This window comes from Roseivivax halodurans JCM 10272 (genome assembly GCF_000521785.1).
In the GTDB taxonomy this organism is placed as follows: domain Bacteria; phylum Pseudomonadota; class Alphaproteobacteria; order Rhodobacterales; family Rhodobacteraceae; genus Roseivivax; species Roseivivax halodurans.
Window position 1 is genome coordinate 158,027 of the sequence record NZ_JALZ01000003.1, and the last position, 16,625, is coordinate 174,651.

Here is a 16,625-nt window from a genome sequence, read left to right on the forward strand (position 1 = left end):
GTCATTCGAGACCCGGAGCCCGCATGCGCTGGATCATTGCCGCCCTTCTCTTCGTCACCCTCTCGGCCTGCGAGCCCCTCGTGCTGGAACCGGGTCAGCCCCAGCCTCAGGGCGGGGTTCCGACGACGCGTCCCGGCGGTCCGCTGCTCACCGAGGACGGCGATCTCAAGGCGCGCGCCGAACGGGCGGCGCGGCAATTCGTCGAGGTCACGAGGACGGTGGAGCCGGTCGCGGAGTCGGAATGCCGGCGCGTTGCGAGCAATGCCAATTGCAACTTCATCATCGTGGTGGACGACCGCCCCGGCCAGCCGCCCAACGCCTTCCAGACCGTGGACCGCGCCGGCCGCCCGGTGCTCGCCTTCAACCTCGCCCTGATCGCGTCCGTCGACAATGCCGACCAGCTGGCCTTCGTCATGGGTCACGAGGCGGCGCATCACATCCTCGGCCATCTCGAGCGCACGCAGCAGAACGCGGCGGTGGGCGCGGTGGTCTTCTCGGGCCTCGCGGCAATGACCGGGGCGAACGAGGACGCGATCCGCTCGGCCGAGGAGTTCGGCGCGGCAGTGGGCGCGCGCCGGTATTCCAAGGATTTCGAGCTCGAGGCCGACCAGCTCGGGACCATCGTGACGGCGCGCGCGGGTTACGATCCGCTGCGCGGCGCGGAGTTCTTCACCCGCATTCCCGACCCCGGAAACCGTTTCCTCGGCACGCACCCGCCCAACGCCCAGCGCATCGACGTCGTGCGGCGCACCATGGCCCGGATCGGCGCGAATTGACCTGAGTCAAGGCGCGGACCGACGGCGGGCGGCATCCTCCTGGGAGCTTTTGACCCCAAGGAGAGTTCCGATGCTGAGCAGAACCGTCCTGAAGCGCCACGCCACCCTTGTAGACCGCATGGCGCAGGCCGTCGGCGTGGATCTCGAAGAGGCCGCGCTCGGGGGCAAGGTGAGCATTCCCGAGATCGACGACGCGGTTCTGTCCTGTACCGGTTGCACCCGGTCCTATGCCTGCGAAAGCTGGCTGGCCGAAAGCAACGGTCCCCGGTACACGCCCCCGACCTATTGCCGCAATGTCGAGCTCTTCCTTCGGCTCCAGGCCGACTGAGGCACCGGGCCGGACGTCAATGCGCCCTCGATGCCGAGGAAATCTCTGCGGGTAAGCATGATCTTTACTCTCTGTGCGGATCATCCGCCTCGCGCGTGTCGCGCCAGCACGAGGGTGCCGCATATGGAAGATCCGACATTCGATGCAGCGCCGCGCCCGCAAGCCGGCCCGTTCGGCCCGAACCCGATCCTGCCGGGCCCGGGAGGCCTCCACCCGGACGAGCCCGCAGGGGCCATCGCCGACCTGATCGACCGCCTGTCGGACCGGTTCGAGCAGCTCGAATACACCGTGATCGACCATCTGCCGGTGCCAGAGGACAACAGCCATGTCCAGGCGGCGCTTATGGAGCGGCTCTCCACGCTCGAGCGGCGCCTCGCGGAGGTCGAAAGTGCGGGTGTGAAGGACGCCCTCACCCGCATACTCGATGCGCAGATGCGGCAGGCGGAGATGATCGAGGCGGTGAGGCGCGATCTCGCCTCGGAGCGGTCCGGTCCTCTCGACGAGCTTCGCCGGGAGGTCTCTACGGTCTCCATGCGCCTCGACGCCTCCGCCACCGCAAAGCCGGCCTGGGTCGATCCGTTCGTCGACGCTCTTGCCCCGGCTCCGCAAGAGGCGATGAGGGAGATCATCGGCGAGCTGTCCGAGCGGATCGACCGGTTGGCGACGCGGCCCGCCCCCGCCCTGGACCTTACCGCGCAGCGCCAGAGCCTTGCGCGCTTCATGGCGGCGGGGAACACGTTCCTGAAGCGCCTCGAGGCGCTGGTGGCCGGGCTTGCGGGCGAATACCTGCGCCTCGCGGAGAAGATCGACGGCGCACAAGGGACCGGCGGCGATGCCGGCGTCGCGGAACTGACCCGGGTGGTCGCGTCGCTGTCGGAGGCGACGTCGCGGCTTGCGGTCTTCGCAACCGGCGCGCCCGACACTCTGGCCCAGGACCAGCGGGAATTCATCAACGACCTGCGCGTGACCGTGGCCGAACTCGTCGCGGAAGCCGAGCGGCACCGTGTGGCGGGCTGACCGGGGCGCATAAGATTGTACGCAGATTTTCCCAGCCACGAGACCCGGTTCATGCCTGGTTAGGAGCTGTCTCCTAGAGTGGCTTGGCCGCCGTTTCGGGCGGCGGTCCCCAAGCATCATCAAGGAACCGAAGCAATGGCAATTGAAAAGAGCGTGGCCTCGGCCTCGATCGCCGAAGTGGTCGACCGCATCCTCGACAAGGGCATCGTGATCGACGCCTTCGTGCGCGTCTCGCTTGTCGGCATCGAACTGATCGCCATCGAGGTCCGCGCGGTCGTCGCGTCGATCGAAAGCTGGCTGAAATACGCCGAAGCGGTCGGCCTGACAGTGGAGCCCGCCGCGGCGTGACCGCATCCGGCCAAGGGGTCGGCCCGCCCGGCCCTTTGCGCCATCGAATTCTGTTCTACTCCGACGGGCAGTCCCGCTCGCGCAAGACAGCCGCCATCGCGGCGATGTCTTCCGCCAGGGGGCGATCTTCCTCCAGGATCGGACTGACCGACCGTACGACCCGATGGAGCGCCTCGGCGCTGCGGGAGAACGGGGCTCCACCTTCGCGCATTCTTAGATCGATGGCCTGAGCGACGGCGAGGGCCAGGATGGCGAGAACCTCGGATCCGCGAAGCGCCGCCTCGTGGGCCCGCCGCGCGGCGATCGTACCCATCGAGACGACGTCCTGGTTGGCGCCGTTTGTCGAGATCGACTGCGTGCTGGCCGGTCCCGCACTGCGCATCTCGGCGACGAGCGCGGTCGCGGTGACCTGGGCGCCCATGAGGCCGGAATGCAGGCCGGCACGGCCGCCATGCAGGAAGGCGGGCAGACCGCGATTGAGCCGCTCGTCCGTCAGGCGCGCGATCTGCCGCTCGGCAAGCCCCGCGAGCACGGTCAGGGCGGTCGCGAGCGCATCCGAGGCAAGCCCCACATGCTGGCCCATGAAATTGCCGCCGTGCAGAGCCGGAACTGGCCCGGCCGCCGGTAGGATCGGGTTGTCGGTCACCGAGTTGAGCTCGGTGGTCACGATACCGTCGTGCCAGTCGAGCGTGTCGATGACCGCGCCCACGATCTGGGGAACGCAGCGCAGGGTGTAGGCGTCCTGCGCGATCTCGTCCCGCGTGGCGCGGGCATCGCCGAGCGAGCGCTCCGCCAGATAAGACCATCGCATCCTGGCCGAACCGGCGATCCGGGCTTGCAGGTCGGCCGTCGCGCGCCCCTGCCCCGGATGCGGCCGCGCCTCGGCAAATGTCGCGTCCCAGGCTTCCGCGCGCCCGCCGAGGCATTCCGACAGGGCGGCGGAGAGACCGAGTTCCCAGCTGCAGAGCCGCCCCGAGATCCGAGCGGTCCGAAGCGCCACACCCGTCATCGCCGACGTGCCGTTGACCAGCGCCAGCCCGTCCCGTCCGCTGATGTCGAGCGGCACGATACCGATCCGGGCCAACGCGTCCGAAGCTTCGACGATCTCGCCCGAGACGGTCAGAAAGGCGCCCCGCCCCTGAAGGCAGAGCACCATGTGCGCGAGCGGAGTCAGATCGCCCGAGGCGCCGACGGTCCCCCTCTCCGGGATCGCCGGGGCAAGATCGGAATTCAGCACCGCGATCAGCGCCGCGGTCGTCTGCGGCGCGGCCCCCGAAAGGCCTCGGCTGATCGCGGCGAGACGGCAGAGGACGATCGCGCGCGCCGTCGCCCATCCGAAGGATGGCCCAAGGCCCGTGGCGAGATGGTGAATCAGGTTCTGCTGCAGCGCGATCCCATCTTCCTTCGCCACCAGCCGGTCGGCCAGCGGCCCGTATCCCGTGGTCAGGCCGTAGACATGACGGCGCTCGGAGATGATCCGGCGAAGACGTGCATGCCCGTCGTGGCATCGCGCTGTCGCTTCCGGACCGAGCCGGACCGTCACTCGCCCTTCTGCAATGTCGTTGGCGGTGCCGAGATCGAGCGTTCCGGCAAAGTCGTAGGGCGCGATGCCCAAAGCGCGGTCGAATGCCATGGTTGAAATCCCCCGGAGTTGTGGCGCGCCCTGCCCTAGATCGTACGTCCGAGCGGGCCGAGATCGATCGCGAGATCCTCGGGCGAGAGGCCGAACTGCGCCGCCACCTCATGGATGGCCGTCTCGGCGCGCATCAACGTGGTGCCCAGCCTTTCCTCCTGATCCTCGGTCAGGCTGCCGGCCTCCATCCGCCGGATCGCCTGCAGCTCCATCAGCTGACGCAGACACTCCATCAGTCCCAGGATCAGCTTTGCCAGGTCCTGCTTTACGGTGTCGGGGTCGATCCGGATCCGCGCCGCCTCGGCGCCCGGGCCGCGCGTCAGCAGATCCGCGATCGCACCGGCATCGATATGCAGAGCCTCGGTCACGCCGGCATGCCGATGTCGGCGAAACCGTAGGCCGGAAGCGGCGCCGCGAGCATCGCGACGCGCCGTTTCCGTCTGCCGACAGAGGCGTGCGAGAGCTCGAGCGACAGCCGCTCGAGGATGGAGGGCGCGGCGGCCCGCTCGATCAGCAGATCCACGAGTATGGCCCGCGGGCCCGTCCGTGTGCGCAGGGGAATATCCGGGTCGAGAGCCGCCCGGACCGTGGTCGTCACGTCGGACGCATCGGCGGCATGGCTCTGCGCCCGTTCTGCCCTGCTGCGCAGCCAGCCGGCTCCGTCGATCGCGTCGCGAGGGCCCGGAATCGGCTCGGGTTTCTCGACGAACAGCGTTGCCTGGACCCGGCCGGCCAGTGCCGCCAGACATCGCAGCAGATCGCTCGCGTTTTCCGCCGTCCAGTCGAGCGCATCGCCTGCTGTCACCGCTCTCCCCGGTGCGACGGGCAGGAATTCCGGCAGAGCAGCGGCGCAGGCGCATTGCAGTGCCATCCTGTCGCGAGCCCGCGCCGCCTTGTCATCCGCTGCGACGACGAGCGACACGGCACCGGCGTCGAGGCAATGACACGGCATCGGCAGCGCGGTGCTGCATCGGGACCATCCGAGCGTGATCATGTCCGGCCCTCTCGGCCGCAGATCCGGTCGGGATTGGCAAGAACGAGGTCAAGCCCGAGGAAGACAAGGTCCACATCCGCGACGCTGATCCAGGCTTCGCCCCGGAGCACGACACCCTGGTCGAGCAGTCCGTCAAGCAGATCGACGAGCCGGCCGTCCCGGGAGGCAAGGGCTTCATCCGGGCCGACGAGGCGCATCTCGAAACCGTCAGGCATGGCAAGTCTCCGTTCGGGACGAAAACGCGAAGGGGGGCATCGGGCCGGTCATGCAAACCCTGAGGCCAAGCGCAGCGGCAGGTTTGGCGGCACTATCCATCGCGGAAAGGAGCGCCGGCACATCATCCCGCGCGACGAGCAGCGAATGACAGAGCAGGCGCCCTCTTGCGGGACGCGGGTTGGACCGCGACGCCGCCGAGTGGGCCCCGCCGGTCACGACGAGGCTCCCCAGAAAGCGCTGCGTCTCCATCGCCCGCGTCTGACGCGCGTCGCGTCGGCGCCGCCGGTCTGTCAGGAAAGCCGCTCCGGTCCGCGGCGGCTCCGTCGGGCGATCCGGCTGCGGATCGGCCTGCTCGGCGCAGAGGTCGTACTGGCAGCGGCCGGCGATCTCCGCCATGGCGCTCTTTAGCTCCGGACCACGCGCGACAAGATGGCCGCGCAGCGCGTCCGGTGAGGAGAACAGGGACCCGAGCCGGATCGGCAGCACATCCGTCTTCACGGCGATCGCGCACAGGACGGCGTTCTGAAGTTGCGCCCAATCCGAGATGCCTTCAAGCGTCTCGGCAGCGGCGGGATCGACTTCCGCGCAGATAGCCTGAAGATCCGGGGCGCGGACCGCTGCGAAGGCCGGACCATCGCCGGGCAGATCCCTGCCGGCGGCGACGACGCCCAGAAACAGCAGCGGCGTCATGCGGCGGCCCTCGCGTGAGGCGCGGTCGCGCCGCGTCCCTCGGACCAGATCTCGGCGAGGATAAGAGGGCCGGCCGGGGCAGCGCAGCCAATCGCGGCGGCCAGGATATCCGCGGCTTCGCGAATGGCGCCCTGACGGCCGGGCCGCGCAGCGAGGAGCGCGGCCCGGCGCGCAACGCGCAAGGCATCACCATCCGGCATCGCTCCGAGGCCGAGAAGACGCAAGGCAGCCCGGATCCGGCGGGACGAAACGCGACGGAGCCTCAGGCTTGCAAAGGACACCGCCGGCGCGGGGCCGATCTGGCGGATTTCGAGCCCGGGATATGTCTCGTCGATCTCGGCCAGCGCGGCATCGAGATCCGCTTCCCGGAACGCCTCGATGAGAATGACGTGATTGCTGATCAGGGCCTCGTGAACCGGTAGCGCGTGGCAGCTATCGGTCAGGCCGTAGAGACGTCGGGCAAGCTCGGCTGCAGCCATGGCGCCCTGGAGCGGCGCCGCGTCGCCCGAGCCGACGGTCACCTGGAACTGGACCTTGCCGGCCACTTCCGACGCGGCGCGTTCGAGGAGTGCGCGATTGGCCTCCACCATCCCCGGCAGCTCGTCATGGGCAAGTTGGGTTCCGGGCATGGCGGGCAGAAGCGCACCGGCGGGCATGAGGGCTTCGAGCCATGCCATCCGGCGTGCCGCATCCGCCGCGACCTTGGCCCGGCTGGAGAACCTCGGCGCCGCCGGCCCGAAAATGCCGACAAACCCGCCCGCCGACGCGGCCGTGGTGCCATGCGGCACGGTCGGGAGCGCATCGGCGGCGAGTAGCGCGATCAGCTCGTCATTCTGCATGTCTGGCTCCCCTCTGAGACAAAATCGGTGCTGCGGACCTGCAGGGCCGCCCGGCGCGCCGCGAGCGCCGCGGCGACATCCTCACCGGTGATTTCCGGCGCTGCGGGGCTCTCTCCTCCCGCAATCAGGCGGGCAAGCGCCGCGCGCGCGGCGGCGGCGACGAGATCGGCGAGGTCGGCGCCGCTCGCCCCTTCCGTCTCCGCCGCGATCGCCTCGGCCGTCACGTCCGGCGCGCAGGGCCGGCCCGCGAGGTGGACGGCGAGGATCGAGGCGCGTTCCGCCGCCTCGGGAACCGCGCAGTCGATGACCGCGTCGAACCGCCCCGGGCGGGTGAGCGCGGGATCGAGCGACGCCGCGCGGTTTGTGGCGGCGACAACCAGCACGTCCTCGCGATCTTCCAACCCATCGAGTTCCACCAGAAGCTGCGCGACGATGCGGTCGAGCACCGCGTCCTGGCCGCCGCGACGCGGCGCCAGCGCATCGAACTCGTCGAAGAAGATCAGCGTCGGCGCTGTGTCCCGCGCCGTCCGGAATATGTCCGACACGGCCCGTTCGGCATCGCCGAGATATCGCGACAGGACGCGCGGAGGGCGGACCGGCACGAGGTTCATCCCGGTTTCGGTCGCGAGCGCCCGGGCGAGCAGCGTCTTCCCCGATCCGGGTGGTCCCGAAAGCAGCACGCCGCGTGCCGGCCTGACGCCGAGCGCCGCGCACAAGCCGGGGTGACGGCGCGGCTGCAACAGAGCCACATCGAGCGCATGGCGCGCGGCGGTGAGACCGCCGAGGTTGTCCCAGGTCACCGGTCGGGCCTCGCTCGACAGGCCTCGCAAGGCGCTCGGTCCGGTGGCATCGAGGCCCGCGCGGAGGTCTGCCTGCGTGATCGTCAGATCCTCGAGCGCGACGTTCGCCTCCCCCTTCGCGTCCTTCACCGCGCGCGACAGGGCCGCGACAGCCGCTTCCCGCGCGAGTGCGGCGAGGTCGGCTCCGACATAGCCGTGGGAGGCCTCGGCGATGGCTGCAAGATCGGCGTCCCGAGCCAGCGGCGATCGGGCTAGGTGAACCTCAAGGATCGCGCGGCGCTGGTCGGGCGTGGGCGGCCTGAAGGCGATCTCGCGGTCGAAGCGGCCGGGGCGGCGCAGTGCCGGATCGATCATGTCGGGCGGGTTCGTCGCCGCCAGGACGACGACGCGGCCACGATCCTCGAGGCCGTCGAGCAAGGTCAGGAGCTGCGCCACCACGCGCCTCTCAACCTGTTTCTCATCCGAAAGCGCGGCGCGGGCAGGCGCGATCGCATCGATCTCGTCGATGAACAGGATGGCCGGGGCCGCGCGGCGCGCAGATTCGAATATCTCGCGCAGAGCCCGTTCGCTCTCCCCATAATGCTTGCTGACGATCTCGGGTCCCGCGATGTGGAAGAAGCTCGCCTGCGTGCGGGCCGCCACGGCGCGCGCCAGCAGCGTCTTGCCCGACCCCGGCGGGCCGGTGAAGAGGATGCCGCGCGGAGCCGGCAGGCCGAGACGTTCGTAGAGCTCGGGCCGCAGGAGCGGCGCAGCCACGACCTCGTGGACCTGAGCGATCTGCGTCTCGAGACCGCCGATGCCGTCGTAGGGCCGGGCGGTTCGCGTCACCAGCGATATGGTCGTCGCCTCGGTCAGGAACCCGGCGGGCTCGGGCGAGACTTCGGCAATCTCGACATCCGCGGCATGTCCACCAGGGAGCGCGACCCGGAGCCGGTCGCCCTCGGTGAGGGCCATGTCGAAGAGACCGTCCCGAAGATCGTCCGGGCGGGCGCGTTCCATGGCGTCGAGCCGCAGAGCGACGGACCGCAGCGGCGCCAGTGCGGCACGGCAAAGCGTGACGGGCTCGCCCTCGGCGACGCCGGAATTCCCGGCAAGACACGCACCGAGCGCGACGTCACCGTCTGCCACATCGCCCGGGACGGCGCGGCCATGGGTCTCGCGCGCGCCGCCGACCCGGACCGGGTCTCCCGGCAGGAGGCCGCCCCTTGCCAGGGCGCCGCGCGAGAGCCGTACGAGCCCGCGCTTCTCCTCGGGATCGAGCCGCGCGGTGAGGGTCAGGCCGCTCATCCGCGCGTATCCCGCAGGCGTTCGAGAAGGTCGCTTTCGAGAGCGTCGTAGGCCTCCTCGTCGATCTCGCCCGCCAGCAACCGGCGTTCGGCCTCGCCGAGCGCGGCGCGAAGGGTGGCCGGATCGTTGCGTTGCGCCTCCGCGGTCTCGGCGAGTTTTCTTGCGACCCAGAACGCGCCCGCGGCCGGGCCCGTCACCGGCAAGGTCAGAAGCTTCGAGACCAGCCCCATCACGCGGCCTTCCGCGCGGCGAGCGTGAGCCGCGTGAAACTGTAGGCGGGCTGCGGTCCGACGAGACGCACATGCGGCTCTCCTGTCGAGAAGCCGCACTCCCGGGCAGCATCGAGCACCGCCCCGGCCACCCAATCCGAAGATTCGGCCCGAAGGAGTATGTCCGCGGCGAGCACCTGGACATCGGTCTCGGGGGCGCGAAGGACGTGATCGACGATGGCGGGCCGGATCGCAGCGAGGAGGCGCTTCTGCGCCTGGCCGCGCCGCCGGTCGAGCGCTTCAGCGATCCTCCGACCGAATGACGCGCAATCCTGCGGCACCGCCCTCCGCCGCTTGAGCGCGTCGCGCTCCGCCAGCAGTGTCGGCTCGTCGGCGAGCAGAGCCGCAAGCGCAGGGTCCCGGTCGAACGTCACCCTGACGCCGTACTCGACGGTGCCCGACAGCCGCTCCATCTCTGCCGCGATCCGCGCGCTCTGCGCGGAGATGAGGTCCGCGACCGCCCCGAGATCCTCGACCAGCATGCCGAACCGCATGGGCAGGACGGTTCCGCGCGCCGCGGCATCCTCGAGCACCCGCGCATGCGCAAGCATGAGACGGCGCCTCGGCAGGATCTCCGTCCCGTCGTGACGTCCGTGGAGGAGGCGGCCCTCCGGCAGGACCGCCTCCTCGACCGGACCGGTCACCCCGGGCGGGGACTCGCCGGTGACGCCACCGGCAGCGAGGATCCCATAGAGATAGATCATGGCGCCTCCGGCTCGGGCGGCCGGGCGGTCAGATCGAGAATGCCATTGCGAAGCGAGACCTCGATATCCGAAAGGCGCACGCCCGGTGGCAGCTCGAAGCGGCCCTCGTAGGTCCGGCGGCGCGTCGTCGCAGCGATAAAAAGCTGCCCGTCCCGCTCGGAGAGAGACAGATCGTCCGCGCTGACGCCCGGCAGGTCCGCCGTGAGGGTCCAGAGCCCGGCCGAGTGCTGAATTGCAGCGTCAATCGCGCGGACCGCGGGCGGGCTGGATGGCTGCGGTGTGTCGGGCCGCCTGGCGCGCGCGGCAGGCTTGTGGCGCTCCGTCGGAAGGTCGCTCCCCGCGGCGCGGATGCGGATTCCCGCCTCGGCCCTGACCGGACCGCGACCGGTGTCAAAGCTTCGGCTGCGTCGCACCTCGCCGGAACCGCCATCGAGCCGGTCGATCATGTCGCCGAGCGTGCGCCCGAGCTCGCCCAGAAGTCCGTCGAGACGCAGGTCGATCTCCTCGCGGAAATCATTACCCGGGCCGCGCCGTTTCGAGCCGGTCATGCCGCGTCCTCCCGGGCGGCGAGCGCTGTCTCGAGCCGTTCCAACCGCTCGAGCAGAGCGGCGTTCTCCGCCTCGAGCGCGTGAGCCCGGCCGGAATAGGACGGGTCGCCCTCCCACCACGTGATGCCGAGTTCCTTGGCCTTGTCGACCGTGGCGATCAGCAGCCGCAGGCGGATCGTCAGCAATTCGATCCCGACGAGCGACACCGACACGTCGCCGGCAATAACGATTCCCTTGTCGAGGATGCGCTCCAGAACGTCCGCCAGGCTGTCGTGATGGATGGGGCTATGGACCTCGAAGCTCATTCCGGACCGCCTGCCTCGCGGTGATAGCGGCCGGTCCGGTGAAACCCGGTCAGCTCGCCGGTTGCGTCGAGCTCCATCTCGTAGGCCGACAGAAGGTCGTTGTCGCCCATGCGGGCCGCACTCTCGATGACCTCGACGATCGCGCGCCAGCCGGCGTCCGGGAGGCGCTCGCAGCTGCGGATCGCGTCGACGGGTGCGTCGGTGATCGTAGGCACGGCGGCGCGGATGCGCGCGATCGCCTGGCCGAGTGTCAGGCGCGTGCCCTTGGCCGAGTGGAATACCGTCTGATCGGGCTGGTCGGTCATCGCCTCACCTCTCGAGGATCGCAAGAAGCCTGCGGCGCTGGCGGATCCTGTCGACGAGATCGCCGCGGGCGGCTTCGGCCCGCTGCAAGGCCTGGGACATGCCCAACTCGAGACGGGCGATGTCGAACTCGATACGCACGAGGTGGATCGCGGCCTCCTTGCGGGTGCGCGCGGCAAGCGACCGGGCATTTCGGGGGCGTTTCGGCACGGACGTGAAGGGGCGTTTCATCGTATCGTCCTCATGCGGCGCGGCCCCGGGCCAGCGCGGCGGCTATCGCACCTTCGGGCAGACGCACGCCGCGGCCGCCAAGAACGTCGGCGGCGATCTCCTCGAGCGCAGCGTCGGTGAGGCCGCCTTCGCGCGCCTTGAGCGCGGCGATCCGCGCGATCAGGATCGCGGCCCGGAGCGAACAGGGCGCCTCTTCCCCGGAGGGGGTCAGCGCGGAGCCGAGCGCGACGATCCGCTTGCTCTGCGCTTCGGAAAGGCCACTCCTCATGGCGACGATACCCGCCATCGTCCGCTCCGAGGGCGCGCGCAGCGGCAACGTCACCACGCGATCGAGCAGCGCGTCCGGAGCCCCGTTCACGCCGACGTAATCGTGCGGGTTCGAGGTCAGGACGATGCGGAAGTCGGGATGCGCTTGCAGGTAACTGCGCGGACTGGCCGGATCGGTCGAGACCAGCACTCCCTCTTCGAGCACCGAGAGCAGGATCGAGTTGGCCTCGGGTGAGGCGCGCGTGAACTCGTCGTAGACAAAGGTGTAGCCGTGGAGCATCGCGCCGGCGAGCGCGGAATCGCGCCAGTCCGCCCGGGTTTCGGCTTCGGTCCGTCGCACCGAGTGGACGTAATTGTCCACAACCGTGGACACGCTTTGGCCGATCTCGTGCCCGATGAAATCGCGCGAGGAAAGCCATTCGTTTCCGGCCATGAAGGCAACCGGCCGGCCGAGGGATTCCGCGAGGCGCAGGGCAAGCGAGGTCTTGCCGAGTCCGGCCGGACCACAGAAGTGGATGCAGACGCCGGCACGCGCGTAGAACCTCGCGCGGTCGAGCAGGTTGCGGATCTCGTCGTTCTCGAAAAAGCGTTCCTGTCGCTGCAATCCGATCCATGGCGAGGCGGAGGAGTGGTGCAGATGCGGTTTTGGGGGACTGTGCCTCAACGAAATCTTCCCTTTCTGGGTCGCCCGGCAGGTTAGGCCGATTCCGGTTGCCGCTTTGTTAAGATCAGACGGATGATCCGACCGTCGTCGCATGGGCGAGATGCTCGAGGTCGATGCGCGGCAATACGTTGGGCTCGTTGCGAAGCTTGACGAGCCCCTCCTCGACCATGAGCCCGGTCTTGTCGTCCGCCCGCCATTCCGACGCCTCGATACCGTCCACCCTGTCGACCACGAAGCCCACCCGTCGATCGGGCGGCCCCACGAGCAGGACACGCCGCTGATCTGCCTCTCCCGCGGCCGAAAAGCCGAGCCGGCGCGCCAGACAGACAAGCGGCACGAGGCGTCCGCCATCGGCAAAGAGGCCCATGAGCCCCGCCGGCCCCGAAAGCGGCGTGACATCGCGGGGCGGCTCGAGGATCTGGACGAGCTGCCTGATCGGCGTCGCCAAGCGTGATCGGGCGGTGAAGACCATGTACCGGGCGTCGTCGCGGATGATGTCCGCGCGCTTGCCTTTGTCGTCGCCCGTACCGCGCCCGCCGGGCCCCGCATCGGCGTTGGCTGTCGGATCCGAAAGGGCGGCCATCGCGGCGAGATCTCGCGACGCCGCCAGGGCATCGTGGTCGAGCACGAAAGTCTGCGCACCGCCCTCCTCGACCAGAACCGATCTCAGCGGCGCGCCGGACCCTTCGAAAGCCGGACCGGGAGACTGCAGATCCGCGCTTCGGATGAGCGCGATCCGGCAGATCACGTCCACGGCCAGACCGAGCAATCGCTCGTCCGGGAAGCGCACCACCACGACCTCGGGCGCCTCGGGCGCAGCGCCACGGCCGAGGCCCAGGATCGCCGAGGCCTGCATCACCGGGATGCGCCTTCCGTGCTGGCGGATCGAGCCGAGGCAGATATCCGTCGTCAGCGAATCGCGCGGGATGCGCTGGCGCGGCACCGTTCCGGAGATTTTCAGGGCCTCGAGGCCGAAGGTCGCGCCGCCGGCCCGAAAGGTCAGATAGGCCTGCGTGTCCGTCGCTATCCCCTGACGCTTGGTGCGCAGGCTCGAGGCCGCTGCGGGCAGATCGACGCGCCCGAAGAGGGGCGCGGGGTCAATGCAGGACACGAGCCTGCCGTCGCGAAAGAAGCCGCCGGTCACGAAGGCGCCATCACCTTGGTCGCGAAAAAGTCTCTGGACGCCACCCGCCGCCGGTTCCGTAAGGCCGACGACACGGTCGATGCCGAGCCCGATCGTGCGGCCGTCCGACTCAAGAAGAGCCGCGATCGTAGGCGGTTTCGGCGATGGATCGAGCCCGCAGAGGCGGTTCGGGTCGAGGATGGGCACAATCGTTCCGCGCAGATCGATGACGCCCAGGACCTCGGGTGCGGCGGTCATCAGCGGCGCGAGGCGGTCGATCATGCAGACTTCCGTCAGGAACCTCAGATCGACACCGACGCGACTGCTGCCGATATCAAGCAGACCGAAAGACACCTCCCCCTCGGAGGGCGGCATGGCTGCCGGCGCCTGGGCGGACACGTCAGGTCCTCCCGCCGAACTCGCACATCACGGCACCGATCGCGCCGATCGTCTGGGACTGCGCCTCGCAGTTCGACATCAGCGTCGAGACGCTTTCACCGCTGGCACGGATGTCGTCCGCGGTCCGGTTCAGAATCGCGATGGTTTCCTGCGCTGCGCCCGTGCCGCGTCCCACGCTCTCGGACGCCGCTTCGAGTTGGCGGGAGATGTCCCGCGCGGCATCCGCGTTGCGCTCGGCGAGCTTGCGGACCTCGTCGGCCACGATCGAGAAGCCTACCCCGTATTCTCCGGCTCTCGCCGCCTCGATCGCCGCGTTGAAAGCCAGAAGGTTCGTCTGGACCGCGATCTCCGCCACAACCTCGACGATCTGATCGATCTTCTCGATCGCGCCGGTGACGCCGCCCATATCCCGCAATCCAGACGCGAGCGCGCCCTCGCCCTGAACGAGGGTTTCGCGCGAGCGCGTCAGAGCCTCGCTGAGCGCGCCATGCCCGCCCCGGATCTGCACGCCTGCTTCACGCAGCGCCTCGATCTGCCCGCCGACCTCTGTGGCCCGCTTTTCCGTTTCGTCGCGGAGCCGGACATGGTCGGTGACCTCGATCGCATGCATGATCACACCGCTGACCGCGCCGGACGTGTCGTGGATCGGACTGAAATTGGCCTGGAGATACATGTCCCGATCGAACCGTGCGACGTAGTGATAACAGTCCGAGCGCTCTTCGCCTTTGGCCAGATCCTGCCAGAAGTCGCGGTACTCCTGCGAGCGCGCCTGCGCGAGAGTGCAGAACATGCTGTGATGCTGGCCCACGATCTCGCGAAGGGAATATCCCGCGGTGCGCAGGAACGCCTCGTTCGCGCCGGTGATCTTGCCCTCGCAGTCGAATTCGCAGATCGGATGCGCCCGCGACGTGGTCTGCCATTTCTCCTCGAGTTTGGCCTGCCGGATCCGGACATCGGTGATGTCGTAGGCGTATTTGACGACGCGAATGGGTTGGCCGGCAAGATCGAGGATCGGGTTGTAGCTGGCCTGGAACCAGAGTTCGCGCCCCCCCGAGCCGACACGTCTCACCTCCTGTTCGATGATCTGACCCTCGCCGAGACGTTCCCAGAATCGGCGATATTCTTCACTCTTCGCGAAATCCGGCGGGCACAGCATCGCGTGTTTGCGGCCTTTCAGTTCCTCGAGCGAATACCCGACCGTTTCGACGAAGACCTTGTTGGCCGAGATGATGGTCCCGTCCATTTCGAACTCGATCACGGCCATGGAGCGTTCGATCGCATCCATCCGTGCCTGCGCATGGATCTGGCCGAGTTTGACCTCGCTGATGTCCGATCCGTAGAAGAAGACGGTCTCGATCCGTCCGTCGGTCTCGCGCCGAAGCGGAACGTAACTCGCCTGGAACCAGGCGTCTTTGCCGTCGACCCCCAAGCGCCGGAACTGACCGCTGACCCGCTCGCCCTGGTTGAGCCTGTCCCAGAACAGGGAATAGCGGCGGCCTTTCGCGAAATCCTGCGGCACGGTCATGCGATGGTCGAGCCCTTTCAGCTTGCCGCGATCGAACCCGAGAAGCTCGGCGTATCGGGCATTGCCCTCGATCAGTCGTCCCGTTACGTCCCACTCGACGATGGCAAGGTCGCCGCTCAGCGCGTCGTAGCGTGTCTCCAGGTTTGCGAGGCGCTCGTGATCGTCGTGAATGACCGTACCGATCTCGTAGATCGCGGTGATCCTGCCCGACGCGTCCGGAACAGGAACGAATTGGCTCCGGGTCCAGCACAGCTGATGATCCGCGTTCAGATGCGGGATGTCGATCTGCTGCGCCTCTCCGCCGACAACCTTGTCCCATGCCGCCCGGAAGGTCGCGCCGAGCGCAAATTCCGCGTCCATGAAGCGCCGAAGATGCTTGCCGGTGAGGTCGTCCGGTTCGGAGCCGAGGAGGCTCTGCATGCACGAGTTGCTCGCCAAGACGTGACCTTCGATATCGAGCTCGGCCACGGCCAGAACCGACCAGGCGGCCCGGGCGCGAGCCGCGTCCACCATCGAACGCTCTGTTTCGTCAGTCACGTCCATGAGGCACTGCACCACAGTCGAGACGTGCCCTGCATCACCCCGGCGCGGAATGTATGTCGATTGCAGCCAGACGATGTTCCCCTCTGCCGTGACATGGGCATGCCTGCCCTCCACGATACGGCCCTCGCGCAGCTTCTCCCAGAAGGCGACATAGTCGGGCGTCTGCGTGATCGAGGCAGGCCAGAGACTGTCATGGCCCCGGCCGGTCATCTCTTCGGAATAGAACTCGAGAGCCATCTTGGCGCGATCGTTGGCCGTCAGGACGACACCGTCGGCATCGAACTCGATGATCCCGACCACGTCGCCGAGCGCGGCCACGGCACCTGTCGGAGCAGGGCGCTCTTGCGCCGATTGTCCATCGGACTCGGTCGCATGAAGGATGACGTGGCCGGTCCCGCCTTCGCTGTCACTACAAGCCGCGATAAAATCCACCGGATGCTCGGACGAAGACAGCGTCGCGACGAGCGTGCCGCGCCACCGCCTGACAGAGCCTGAACGCAGAGCGCTCCAGAGATCTGGCGCGCCCGAGCCGTCCGCACGGCACAGCGCGTCGAAGGTGTGGTCGCCAAAAGCGTCCTCGGAGATCTCGAGCAAGAAAATCGCCGCCTCGTTGGCGTGAACCAGAGCTCCGGTCTCGGCGTCGAAGGTCAACGTCAAGCCTGTCTCGAGAAGCGCGGCGCCCAATGCGCGCGCCGCCATGTCGATCGGCAGGCCGCTTGGGAGGTGGGTATCCGGCATTCGGCGTATGTCCTTCGTTGCTCGTGCGCGACCGCAATAGAGGTACAAAATTAAGGGCCGGTTGATCCGCGGCGGATC

The 16,625-nt window shown here is 68.6% G+C and carries 20 protein-coding genes and 1 pseudogene; 4 read left to right on the forward strand and 17 right to left on the reverse strand.

Annotated features, from left to right (window positions below; translation table 11 throughout):
• The first annotated feature begins 23 nt into the window (after positions 1-23).
• The 4 genes from OCH239_RS04695 (at position 24) to gvpA (ending at position 2,469) form a co-directional block, all read left to right on the forward strand.
• Positions 24-776: a M48 family metallopeptidase gene (locus OCH239_RS04695; RefSeq protein WP_037259393.1), complete on the forward strand. Its 753-nt coding sequence runs from the start codon at positions 24-26 to the stop codon at positions 774-776.
• A 70-nt stretch (positions 777-846) separates the two neighbouring features.
• A complete protein-coding gene (locus OCH239_RS04700) occupies positions 847-1,104 on the forward strand; it encodes a DUF6455 family protein (protein ID WP_037259394.1) in 258 nt (85 codons plus the stop codon).
• A 123-nt stretch (positions 1,105-1,227) separates the two neighbouring features.
• Positions 1,228-2,121 (forward strand): hypothetical protein, encoded by an 894-nt coding sequence (locus OCH239_RS04705; protein ID WP_037259396.1) that lies wholly within the window; start codon positions 1,228-1,230, stop codon positions 2,119-2,121.
• Positions 2,122-2,256: 135 nt separating this feature from the next.
• Entirely contained in the window at positions 2,257-2,469 is a 213-nt protein-coding gene (gene gvpA, locus OCH239_RS04710) for a gas vesicle structural protein GvpA (RefSeq protein WP_037259398.1), read from the forward strand.
• A gap of 55 nt (positions 2,470-2,524) precedes the next feature.
• Here gvpA and OCH239_RS04715 read toward each other — a convergent pair whose 3' ends face one another.
• The 17 genes and pseudogenes from OCH239_RS04715 to OCH239_RS04790 form a co-directional block, all read right to left on the reverse strand.
• Positions 2,525-4,102: an HAL/PAL/TAL family ammonia-lyase gene (locus tag OCH239_RS04715; RefSeq protein WP_051489260.1), complete on the reverse strand. Its 1,578-nt coding sequence runs from the start codon at positions 4,100-4,102 to the stop codon at positions 2,525-2,527.
• Positions 4,103-4,137: 35 nt separating this feature from the next.
• Entirely contained in the window at positions 4,138-4,470 is a 333-nt protein-coding gene (locus OCH239_RS23475; protein WP_244430299.1) for a gas vesicle protein K, read from the reverse strand.
• A complete protein-coding gene (locus OCH239_RS23480; protein ID WP_037259405.1) occupies positions 4,467-5,096 on the reverse strand; it encodes a hypothetical protein in 630 nt (209 codons plus the stop codon). The genes OCH239_RS23475 and OCH239_RS23480 overlap by 4 nt, the downstream gene beginning before the upstream one ends.
• Positions 5,093-5,311, reverse strand: coding sequence for a gas vesicle protein GvpJ (gene gvpJ / locus OCH239_RS04730; protein WP_051489261.1), 219 nt, complete (start codon positions 5,309-5,311; stop codon positions 5,093-5,095). Before gvpJ ends, OCH239_RS23480 begins: the two co-directional genes overlap by 4 nt.
• Complete coding sequence (locus tag OCH239_RS04735) at positions 5,304-6,002, reverse strand: GvpL/GvpF family gas vesicle protein (RefSeq protein ID WP_037259407.1); 699 nt, start codon at positions 6,000-6,002, stop codon at positions 5,304-5,306. Before OCH239_RS04735 ends, gvpJ begins: the two co-directional genes overlap by 8 nt.
• Positions 5,999-6,841, reverse strand: a complete 843-nt coding sequence (locus OCH239_RS04740) for a GvpL/GvpF family gas vesicle protein (RefSeq protein WP_037259409.1) — start codon at positions 6,839-6,841, stop codon at positions 5,999-6,001. Before OCH239_RS04740 ends, OCH239_RS04735 begins: the two co-directional genes overlap by 4 nt.
• Positions 6,823-8,928 (reverse strand): AAA family ATPase, encoded by a 2,106-nt coding sequence (locus tag OCH239_RS04745; protein WP_051489262.1) that lies wholly within the window; start codon positions 8,926-8,928, stop codon positions 6,823-6,825. Before OCH239_RS04745 ends, OCH239_RS04740 begins: the two co-directional genes overlap by 19 nt.
• A complete protein-coding gene (locus OCH239_RS04750) occupies positions 8,925-9,158 on the reverse strand; it encodes a gas vesicle protein GvpG (protein ID WP_037259411.1) in 234 nt (77 codons plus the stop codon). Before OCH239_RS04750 ends, OCH239_RS04745 begins: the two co-directional genes overlap by 4 nt.
• Complete coding sequence (locus tag OCH239_RS04755) at positions 9,158-9,901, reverse strand: GvpL/GvpF family gas vesicle protein (RefSeq protein ID WP_037259412.1); 744 nt, start codon at positions 9,899-9,901, stop codon at positions 9,158-9,160. The genes OCH239_RS04750 and OCH239_RS04755 overlap by 1 nt, the downstream gene beginning before the upstream one ends.
• Positions 9,898-10,449, reverse strand: a complete 552-nt coding sequence (locus OCH239_RS04760) for an Hsp20/alpha crystallin family protein (protein WP_037259414.1) — start codon at positions 10,447-10,449, stop codon at positions 9,898-9,900. The genes OCH239_RS04755 and OCH239_RS04760 overlap by 4 nt, the downstream gene beginning before the upstream one ends.
• Positions 10,446-10,754: a gas vesicle protein gene (locus OCH239_RS04765; RefSeq protein WP_037259416.1), complete on the reverse strand. Its 309-nt coding sequence runs from the start codon at positions 10,752-10,754 to the stop codon at positions 10,446-10,448. The genes OCH239_RS04760 and OCH239_RS04765 overlap by 4 nt, the downstream gene beginning before the upstream one ends.
• The gene (gene gvpO, locus OCH239_RS23060) at positions 10,751-11,059 is read right to left on the reverse strand and encodes a gas vesicle protein GvpO (RefSeq protein WP_037259417.1); all 309 of its coding nucleotides are present in this window, start codon (positions 11,057-11,059) and stop codon (positions 10,751-10,753) included. Before gvpO ends, OCH239_RS04765 begins: the two co-directional genes overlap by 4 nt.
• Before the next feature lie 4 nt (positions 11,060-11,063).
• A complete protein-coding gene (locus tag OCH239_RS23065) occupies positions 11,064-11,288 on the reverse strand; it encodes a hypothetical protein (protein WP_037259418.1) in 225 nt (74 codons plus the stop codon).
• A 10-nt stretch (positions 11,289-11,298) separates the two neighbouring features.
• Complete coding sequence (locus OCH239_RS04780; protein WP_051489264.1) at positions 11,299-12,219, reverse strand: AAA family ATPase; 921 nt, start codon at positions 12,217-12,219, stop codon at positions 11,299-11,301.
• 64 nt (positions 12,220-12,283) lie between these two features.
• Positions 12,284-13,741: a chemotaxis protein CheW gene (locus OCH239_RS04785; protein ID WP_037259419.1), complete on the reverse strand. Its 1,458-nt coding sequence runs from the start codon at positions 13,739-13,741 to the stop codon at positions 12,284-12,286.
• Between the two features lies 1 nt (position 13,742).
• Positions 13,743-14,351 (reverse strand): methyl-accepting chemotaxis protein, encoded by a 609-nt coding sequence (locus OCH239_RS23855; protein WP_425280280.1) that lies wholly within the window; start codon positions 14,349-14,351, stop codon positions 13,743-13,745.
• A gap of 18 nt (positions 14,352-14,369) precedes the next feature.
• Positions 14,370-16,547, reverse strand: a pseudogene (locus OCH239_RS04790) (PAS domain-containing protein); the annotation flags it as partial.
• Positions 16,548-16,625 lie beyond the last annotated feature (78 nt).

What these genes read in the sequence shown, in the direction of transcription:
- OCH239_RS04765 (WP_037259416.1), bottom strand. Translation starts at nt 10,754, where the DNA reads ATGAGCTTCGAGGTCCATAGCCCCATCCATCACGACAGCCTGGCGGAC.
- OCH239_RS04705 (WP_037259396.1), top strand. Translation starts at nt 1,228, where the DNA reads ATGGAAGATCCGACATTCGATGCAGCGCCGCGCCCGCAAGCCGGCCCG.
- OCH239_RS04760 (WP_037259414.1), bottom strand. Translation starts at nt 10,449, where the DNA reads ATGACCGGCTCGAAACGGCGCGGCCCGGGTAATGATTTCCGCGAGGAG.
- OCH239_RS04755 (WP_037259412.1), bottom strand. Translation starts at nt 9,901, where the DNA reads ATGATCTATCTCTATGGGATCCTCGCTGCCGGTGGCGTCACCGGCGAG.
- OCH239_RS04750 (WP_037259411.1), bottom strand. Translation starts at nt 9,158, where the DNA reads ATGGGGCTGGTCTCGAAGCTTCTGACCTTGCCGGTGACGGGCCCGGCC.
- OCH239_RS04695 (WP_037259393.1), top strand. Translation starts at nt 24, where the DNA reads ATGCGCTGGATCATTGCCGCCCTTCTCTTCGTCACCCTCTCGGCCTGC.
- OCH239_RS23480 (WP_037259405.1), bottom strand. Translation starts at nt 5,096, where the DNA reads ATGATCACGCTCGGATGGTCCCGATGCAGCACCGCGCTGCCGATGCCG.
- gvpA (WP_037259398.1), top strand. Translation starts at nt 2,257, where the DNA reads ATGGCAATTGAAAAGAGCGTGGCCTCGGCCTCGATCGCCGAAGTGGTC.
- OCH239_RS04745 (WP_051489262.1), bottom strand. Translation starts at nt 8,928, where the DNA reads ATGAGCGGCCTGACCCTCACCGCGCGGCTCGATCCCGAGGAGAAGCGC.
- gvpJ (WP_051489261.1), bottom strand. Translation starts at nt 5,311, where the DNA reads ATGCCTGACGGTTTCGAGATGCGCCTCGTCGGCCCGGATGAAGCCCTT.
- OCH239_RS04700 (WP_037259394.1), top strand. Translation starts at nt 847, where the DNA reads ATGCTGAGCAGAACCGTCCTGAAGCGCCACGCCACCCTTGTAGACCGC.
- gvpO (WP_037259417.1), bottom strand. Translation starts at nt 11,059, where the DNA reads ATGACCGACCAGCCCGATCAGACGGTATTCCACTCGGCCAAGGGCACG.
- OCH239_RS04715 (WP_051489260.1), bottom strand. Translation starts at nt 4,102, where the DNA reads ATGGCATTCGACCGCGCTTTGGGCATCGCGCCCTACGACTTTGCCGGA.
- OCH239_RS04740 (WP_037259409.1), bottom strand. Translation starts at nt 6,841, where the DNA reads ATGCAGAATGACGAGCTGATCGCGCTACTCGCCGCCGATGCGCTCCCG.
- OCH239_RS04735 (WP_037259407.1), bottom strand. Translation starts at nt 6,002, where the DNA reads ATGACGCCGCTGCTGTTTCTGGGCGTCGTCGCCGCCGGCAGGGATCTG.
- OCH239_RS23065 (WP_037259418.1), bottom strand. Translation starts at nt 11,288, where the DNA reads ATGAAACGCCCCTTCACGTCCGTGCCGAAACGCCCCCGAAATGCCCGG.
- OCH239_RS23855 (WP_425280280.1), bottom strand. Translation starts at nt 14,351, where the DNA reads ATGCATGCGATCGAGGTCACCGACCATGTCCGGCTCCGCGACGAAACG.